Below are 7784 nucleotides of genomic sequence, written 5' to 3'. Positions count from 1 at the left end.
GGCGGTTCTTGCCGGCCCAGGACAGCCAGGTCTCCTGGAGCACGTCCTCGGTGTCGGCGACGCTGCCGAGCATGTTGTAGACGACGGAGAACAGCAACTCGCGGTGGTCGACGAAGAGCCGCGTCGCCTCCCCGCCCGTCACGTGGCTGTCGTCCGGTGTGGCCGCCATGGGTCACGCTCCCGCCCGGCGCCCACCGTGGAACGCCTACCTCACCGCCACCCGCAACGTCTTCCTCAACACCGCGGGCCAGTGGGCGCACGCCAACAACCAGAACGGCAACCGCACCGGCGACCAGACCCTGACCCGGAACCACGCCACCAACCCGGCCATCACCGGCCTGGTCACCGGCGAACGCGGCAACACCGTCGAGGGCACCGTCGTCTTCACCCCCGGCGACATCCCCGCCGAGGCCCGCCAGATCATCGCCGACGCAGGACCGAGAGGGACACACCACGACCCGTCCTGAACCCCCCTCACACCAACCGCACCCGCTTCCATGACGATCGCCGGCGAAACCGGGCCGCCCGCATCGAGTGCTCGTCTCCGGGCGAGGCCGGCGAAACCGGGCCGCCGCGCTCCCCGGGCAGCCCGTGCCGATCAGGTGCTGGAGCGCGTGACCAGGTGGGTGGGCAGGATCAGGGAGCTGGGTTCCTCGCCGGCGATGAGCCGGACGAGCAGCCGCGCCATCTCGTGACCCAGGTCCTGGATGGACTGGTGGACCGTGGTCAGCGATGGTTCGGTGATCTCCGCGATGTCCAGGTCGTCGAAGCCCACCACCGCGACATCGCCGGGGACCGCCCGACCCGCGCCACGCAGCGCACGCAGGGCGTCGGCCGCCATGTTGTCGTTCGCGGCGAAGACCCCGTCGAGATCCGGGTGGCGCTTCAGCAGTTCGGCCATCGCAGCGGCGCCGCTGAGCCGGGTGAAGTTGCCGCACTCCGGAGGGAGCGGCTCAAGACCGGCAAGGATCATGGCCTCTCGGTAGCCGCGGTGACGCGCTCGGCTCACCTGAGCGTCCAGGGGCCCGCAGATCATGACCACCCGCCTCCGCCCACGGGCGATCAGGTGCTCCGTGGCCTGCCGCGCACCGCCGACGTTGTCGACGTCGACGTACCACGACGGCTCGAAACCCACCGGGCGCCCGCCGAAGACCACGGGGAGCTCCGTCTCCCCGGCGATCCGCAGCACGGGGTCGTCCTCCCGCACCGCCATCAGCATGACGCCGTCGACGCCACGAGCACGGAGCAACTCCTCCAGCCGCCGTCGACTGCGATCGGTGGCCGCGAGACACAGCATCAGATGCAGGTCGGCCACCTCCAGGGCGGCGGACGCACCGACGATCACCCTGGCGAAGAACGGGTCCGCGAAGATCGACGGAGACTCCCCCGAGATCACGAGCGCGGCCACGCCCCGCTGACGGGTCGCCAGCGCCCGCGCGGTCGTGTCCGGCACGTAGTCGAGCTCCCTGATGGCACGTAGGACAGCCTCGCGCTTGTCACGCCTGACGTGCGGCGCGTTGTTGAGCACCCGGGAGGCCGCAGAACGGGAGACGCCGGCACGCTCCGCCACCTCGTCAAGCGTGGGCTTCCGACGCGGCACATCCGTCATGGATCGCGGGACCTTTCCTCGCCGCACCCCCCGGGGCGTTTTCCCCCCAGGTAACTGGGAGCGCTTCCAGTTATGGCCCCACCAAGTCTCCCACCTTGCACCCGCCAGGAGTAGCCCTGCGGCACCTCTTGACAGTGTTCAGCAGCGCACACACCATACCGGGGGAGCCACCTCGGGGCGCTCTGTGAATTGGGAGCGCTCCCAAAAACCGCGGCACGTCCCGACGCGCCACTCGCGCCTGTGGTGCCGCAGCCCGGCGCCATCACAGGCTCAGGACGAGAGCCGCGTGGCGCTTCCAGCCCTCCACGAAGTGAGGTACATCCGTGCGCAAGCTCTTACGCGGGGCGGTCGCAGCCCTCCTCGCCCTGCCGCTCTTGCTGACGTCGTCGCCGTCCGCGCAGGCGGCACCGGCGTCCAACCCGCTCGCCATGACCAGCGGCTTCTACGTCGACCCCAACTCCAGCCCCGCCGTCTGGGCGGCCGCCAACCCTGGTGACGGACGGGCCTCCGCGATCCGCAACTCCATCGCCAACACCCCCATGGCCCGCTGGTTCGGCTCCTGGAGCGGCGACATCCGCTCCGCCGTCAACTCCTACGTCGGCGCGGCCCAGTCCGCCGACAAGCTGCCGCTCCTCGTCGCCTACAACATGTACGGCCGCGACGCCTGCGGCGGGCACTCGGGGGGCGGGGCCCCGTCCCCCTCCGCGTACGCCAGCTGGATCGCCGCCTTCGCCAGCGGCATAGGCAGCCGCCCGGCCGTCGTCGTGCTGGAACCCGACGCCCTCGGCGACTACAGCTGCATGTCCCAGGCTCAGATCGTCGAGCGCCAGAACATGCTCATCAACGCCCTCTCCCAGTTCCGGTCCACCGCGCCGAACGCCTGGGTCTACCTCGACGGGGGCAACCCCGGCTGGATCGACGCCTCGACCATGGCCGATCGACTCAACGCGTCCGGCCTCAACCTGGCCAGGGGCTTCTCCCTCAACGTCTCGAACTACTTCCGCACCGACGAGAACGCGTCCTACGCCAATAGCGTCAACCAGGCGCTGCGCCAGCGTCACGGCTACACCAGGCCGTTCGTCGTGGACACCAGCCGCAACGGCAACGGCTCCAACGGCGAGTGGTGCAACCCTGCCGGCCGCAGGATCGGCACGCCCACCCAACAGGGAGGCAGCGGCGCCGAAATGCTCCTGTGGATCAAGACCCCGGGTGAGTCCGACGGCAACTGCGGCGTCGGATCCGGCTCCACCGCCGGGCAGTTCCTGCCGGAAGTCGCCTACCGGATGGTCTACGGCTACTGACACCTCAGGACAGCCGCCTCGGCGCCGGCACACCCCACCGACGCCGAGGTCGGCGGGGTGCGGCTCGGAGCCGGTGTCACGGTGAAGTTCGGCTTGAGCGGCCAAGGACCCCTCCGTGGTCCAAGACGAGGACGGGGCCCGACGCATCTTCCTCACCAGGGTCGGCACCAGGGGCGACCGGGGGCTGGCCCACGCCAGCTTCACCGACTGGCCCCAGGCCGCCACCTCTTGGGCGACCAGCGGCGTCGTCCGCACGCGATCTTGCGCTCACCGGCTGAGCCGCTTCACTCCGGGAAAACATGCCGACCGCCCGCAAGGCCTCACCGCTGGCGACGAACGTCCACGGACAAGAACCTCCAGCATCCGCTCACCGTCCGCCGTGACCAGTGCAGTCGCTCCTTGCCCCGCGAGCGCGCCCAAGATCGCCACGATGTCCACTCGCGCTCCTGCCCTCCACTTGGCAGAGCCGGCTACCGTCACCAATCACCGTCACGAGACAGACTCCAATCGCCTGATTCGTAGTCGAACCAGGCGAAATGGACGGCGCACTCCGCCGCGAACAGCCGATCGTCCGTCCGGTGAAACCACCGGCTACCTCGGTCGCCAGGTATCGGCCGTCGAGCGAGGCGAGCGCCGTGAAGACGCCGGCTGTGTCCTCCACGCCAAGCGTGACCGTGTCGGGCCCCGCCAGGGGGCCCGTCTCTTCGGCGGTCGTGACCTCGAGGCGCAGGACCACGGGCCCGGCAGCCACGGTGTGCGCGGCGACCGTGGAGCGGACAGGCCCGTTCCTGGCCAGGACGCTCACCTCGGTGCCGGCCACCTCGATCGCCTAGTGGTGTCGCTCGTCCAGACGTATACCGAGGCCGCCTCGCCCCTCGCCGGGGTCGATCAGGGCCCGGACCCGGCATGACAGGTGCTGCTGCCGTCGGCCCACCCACGTGAGACTCAGGTCGTCCAGTGACCCGCCGTTCACGCGCAGGGTGAGCCATCCGGGGCGTTCCCTCGTGGTGCACTCCGCTTCGCGTCGGCAGCGTAGCGACACCCACTGCGGACGCAGGTCGCCCCTGTCGAAGTCCTCGCGCACCTGGGGTGTCGCGACCGGGCGGAGCGGCCAGGGGGGAGGGGCCATGACCTGCGGCACGGCACCTGCCAGAGGCCAGCCGTCGGCCCATCGCACGGGTGCCAGGTAGGTTTCGCGTCCGAGCACGTGCCAGCCCGGGGTGCCGCCGCTGGGGCGCACCCCGAGCAGCACCATCCACCAGGACCCGTCAGGCGCCTGCACGAGATCGCCGTGGCCGGTGTTCTGGATCGGGTGGTCGGTGCTGCGGTGGGTGAGGAACGGGTTGGTGGGACACGGCTCGAACGGGCCGTCGGGGGCAGGACCGCGGGCGATGGCGACGCCGTGGCCCCGCTCGGTGCCTCCCTCGGCGATGAGGAGATACCAGTAGTCACCGATCCGGTAGAGGTGGGGTGCCTCGTGGGCCTTGGCGCCGGGGGTTCCGGACCACGGCCGTCGCGGCGTACCGAACGATTCTCCGGTGTGGGGGGCGATGCGTACCTGCTGGATCCCTCCCTCGCCGGCGTAGGCGCACCAGCAGTTACCGTCGTCGTCCCACGCGAGGTCGGGATCGACGCCGGTGACGCCCGGGACCCGGATCGGATCGGACCAGGGCCCCGCTGGATCCGTGGCGGTGAAAAGCAGGGTGCCCCCGTCGCTGAAGTTGGTGGTGATCAACCAGAAGCGGCCGTCGTGGTGGCGCAGCGTGGGCGCGTACACGCCGCCGGATGACTCCGTGGTCAGCAGTCGCAGTTGGCCGGGTCTGTCCAGAGCGTTGCCGATCTGCGTCCAATGCATCAGGTCGCGGCTGTGGAAGACGGGCACGCCGGGGAAGTACTCGAAACTGGAGCACGCGAGGTAGTAGTCGTCGCCGACGCGGCAGACGCTGGGATCCGGGTGAAATCCGGGGATCACGGGGTTGGCGACGGTTTTGGCGCTTGCGGCTGTTCTGACAACGTCATCCACTGCTTTCGCTTCGTGCGAGCGTGCCGGGTCGGTGCGGTTGGTGGGAGGTGGTGTTCAGGACGGTGGCGGTGTGTCCCTCTCGGTCCCGCGTCGGCGATGTTCTGGCGGGCATCGCGGAGAGCGTGTAGACACAGCCGGCGGCGAACAGTGTGTGCACGACGTCTCTGGCGTGGTTGCCCTCCGCAACGCCGCTCAGGGCCGTCCCAGGCCATGACAGCCAGGCTTCGCGACGCCGGGCATCACCCAGTGGATGACTCCGTGAATTCGATGTGGTGCAGCCGCACGCCGCCGCGGAGCGTGACGTGCAGGTCGCGGATCCCGGTGGGGGCGTCAACGAGTGGCTCCCGAACTGTGGTGTAGCTGTAGCGGTCATGGGTGTCCGGGACGGGGAGCGTGGCCCGGAACGCGGTGCCTGGCACGTGCAGCTCGACCTTGGCGGAAGTCCGGCCGCCGACGGCGGCGGCGACGACGACCGTTCCGGGACCGTCGGGGCCGAAGTCGCAGCAGCGGAAGACTAGTTCGCCCGGTGCGTCGTCGCTCGCTGGCGTCACCGAGTCGCCGGAGGTCTGGCTGTAGTCGACCAGCTCGATGTCGTGGGACTCGTCGAAGTCGGCCGCGGCCAGTCCGGCGCTCATCACCGGGCGTGGTGGGATGGGGTCGCCGTCCACGGTCACCGTGCCCGAGGCACGGATGTCGTCGCTGGAGGCGCCGGCCTGGATCTGGTAGGTGCCAGGTTCGATGGTCCAGCGGGAGTGGGCGACGTCCCAGAACCCCAGCGCCTCATGGGCGGGGATGGTGAAGGTCAGGCGCTGTGCCTGGCCGGGGCGAAGGTTGATGCGGCGGTGGGCGATGAGCTGGCGGTGAGGGCGAGGCACGCTGGGAGCGGTGGCGCGGACGTAGAGCTGGACCACCTCGTCGCCGGAGCGCGGGCCGGTGTTGGTGACGGTCAACTCGGCGGTCAGCTCGTCCCCCTGAAGGTTGATCGTGAGGTCGGCGTAGGCGAAGGCGGTGTAGGACAGGCCGTGGCCGAAGGGGTAGAGGGGGGTGCCGTCGAAGTACAGGTAAGTGGTGCGAGAGGCGATCAGGTCGTAGTCGAGCATGGCGGGCAGCTGGTCGTCGCCGGTGTACCAGGTCTGGGGCAGGCGGCCTGCCGGCGAGACGTCGCCGGTGAGGATCCGGGCCAGGGCGGTGCCGGCGGCCTGGCCGCCGTGGGCGGTCCACAGCAGCGCGGGCAGGGCGGTGTCGGCTTCGGGGACGGCGTAGGGGTAGGAGGAGGTGATGACCAGGACGGTGTCGGGGTTGGCGGCGTGGGCGGCTTTCCACAGCCGTTCCTGGTGGGGCGGCAACGCCAGGGTGTCGCGGTCCTGGGTCTCGCGGCCGTTGATGTGGGGGTCGTTGCCGGCGACGACGATCACCACGTCGGCTCCGGCGGCGGCGCGGGCCACCGCCTCCTCGCCGCGCTCGCTGTTCTCGACGATGAAGACCTCGCCCTCGCCCTCCACGTCGGTGACCTTCAGGCCGTCGGCGGTCACACAGACGTAGCCTTCGCTGCCCAGGTGCCGCAGGAGGTGGCCGTCGTCGTGCGGTTCGAGCCGGAACGTCTCCTTGACCACCCAGCCCCCGGGCTGCGTCGCGGAGGCCCGCACATACCGGTCGTCGGCCACGGACAGGTACCGGCCGTTGGGCGCGCGCAGGGTGAGCACGCCACCGCCCCAGTCGATCAGGTCCAGCACACTCGCCTGGTCCTCCTGGCCGCTGATGGTGACCGGCGGCAGGTCGGTGGGGCCGCTCAGCAGCGCCTGGTCCAGCGCCGCCGTCACCCCCTCATCCTCCCGGGCTTCCGGCGCCTGGGGCACCGTCACCCAGCCGGCGGCGCAACGCAGCCGGACCCGGTCGGTGCCCTCGGCGTAGTCGACCGACGCCACGGACGGATGCTCACGCAGACCCTGAAGCGGGCTGACGCGGTGCAGCAGCGACCCGGCGTACCAGTCGAGCTTCACCTCATCCGCCAGCAGCCCGACCACCGCCAGCCGCACGCCCGGACGCAGCGGCAGCAGCCCGTCGTTCTTCAGCAGCACCACCGTCTGCTCGGCCGCCTCCAGCGCCAGCGCCCGATGTTCGGGGGTGTCAAACGCGGGCCCGAAGGTCTGCTCCGGGTCGTCGATCTCGTCGAACTCGCCCAGATCGAACCGCATCGCAAGCAGCCTGCTCACCGCCGCATCGATGTCGGCCTCGGTGATCAGCCCTAGCTCAAAGGCACGCGTGAGGCGGCCGACGGTCTCCTCCTCCGCATCGGTGAAACTGTCAACGCCGGCCCGCAACGCCGCTGCCAGGCCCTCTTCGTGGGAGGGGTAATAGCCCTGCGATCCGGCGATGTTACTGGGGGCGTAGGCATCGGAGCAGACCACCAACGGCCGGTCACTCCAGGTACGCAACTGGCCCGCCAGCAGCGGCGAGAGGTGGTTCGGGCGGCCGTTGACCAGGTTGTACGCCGGCATCACGCCGACCACCGCCCCCGCCCGCACCGGCCCGGCGAACGCCGGCAGCTCGTACTCGTGCAGCACCCGCGGCCGCACCGAGGTGGAGGCGGTGTCGCGGTCCTTCTCGTGGTTGTGGGCCAGCCAATGCTTGAGGAGGGGGGCGGTACGCCAGTAGCGGGGGTGGTCTCCGCGTAGGCCGCGGGTGTACGCCGTGGCCAGCGCCGCGGTCAGGTGCGGGTCCTCGGCGTAACCCTCCTCGTTCCGGCCCACAGCGGATGCCGCAGCAGGTTCACCACCGGCGACCACACATTCAAGCCGACCCGCGCGTCCTCCTCCCGCATCGCCCGCACTTCCCGGCCCACCGCCTCCCC

The 7784-nt window shown here is 70.5% G+C and carries 4 protein-coding genes and 2 pseudogenes; 2 read left to right on the top strand and 4 right to left on the bottom strand.

Annotated features, from left to right (window positions below):
* Positions 1 to 169 (bottom strand): sigma factor (locus tag E1265_RS29900; RefSeq protein WP_279571475.1); only part of this gene is annotated, 169 nt, incomplete at its 3' end.
* Between E1265_RS29900 and E1265_RS29895 the strand changes: the two genes are divergently transcribed.
* Entirely contained in the window at positions 168 to 467 is a 300-nt protein-coding gene (locus tag E1265_RS29895; protein ID WP_132934113.1) for a hypothetical protein, read from the top strand. The genes E1265_RS29900 and E1265_RS29895 overlap by 2 nt on opposite strands.
* Positions 468 to 598: 131 nt before the next feature.
* Here the strand turns inward: E1265_RS29895 and E1265_RS29890 are convergent, their stop codons facing one another.
* Positions 599 to 1609: a LacI family DNA-binding transcriptional regulator gene (locus tag E1265_RS29890; protein WP_132934112.1), complete on the bottom strand. Its 1011-nt coding sequence runs from the start codon at positions 1607 to 1609 to the stop codon at positions 599 to 601.
* Between the two features lie 323 nt (positions 1610 to 1932).
* On the opposite strand from E1265_RS29890, the gene E1265_RS29885 reads away from it, so the two are divergent.
* Positions 1933 to 2910 (top strand): glycoside hydrolase family 6 protein, encoded by a 978-nt coding sequence (locus tag E1265_RS29885; protein ID WP_132934111.1) that lies wholly within the window; start codon positions 1933 to 1935, stop codon positions 2908 to 2910.
* A gap of 476 nt (positions 2911 to 3386) precedes the next feature.
* Here the strand turns inward: E1265_RS29885 and E1265_RS29880 are convergent.
* Both E1265_RS29880 and E1265_RS29875 read right to left on the bottom strand, forming a co-directional pair.
* Positions 3387 to 4933: pseudogene (locus E1265_RS29880) on the bottom strand (glycoside hydrolase family 43 protein).
* A gap of 239 nt (positions 4934 to 5172) precedes the next feature.
* Positions 5173 to 7784 (bottom strand): annotated as a pseudogene (locus E1265_RS29875) (glycoside hydrolase family 3 C-terminal domain-containing protein); the annotation flags it as partial.

It is taken from the genome of Streptomyces sp. 8K308 (genome assembly GCF_004348315.1).
Taxonomy (GTDB): Bacteria; Actinomycetota; Actinomycetes; order Streptomycetales; family Streptomycetaceae; genus Streptomyces.
Note: the sequence above shows the minus strand (reverse complement) of the source record. Positions and strands in the feature narration are given on the sequence as shown.

Bases quoted from the DNA above. Each gene is read 5' to 3' on its own strand.
- E1265_RS29895 (WP_132934113.1), top strand. From the start codon at position 168: ATGGGTCACGCTCCCGCCCGGCGCCCACCGTGGAACGCCTACCTCACC.
- E1265_RS29890 (WP_132934112.1), bottom strand. From the start codon at position 1,609: ATGACGGATGTGCCGCGTCGGAAGCCCACGCTTGACGAGGTGGCGGAG.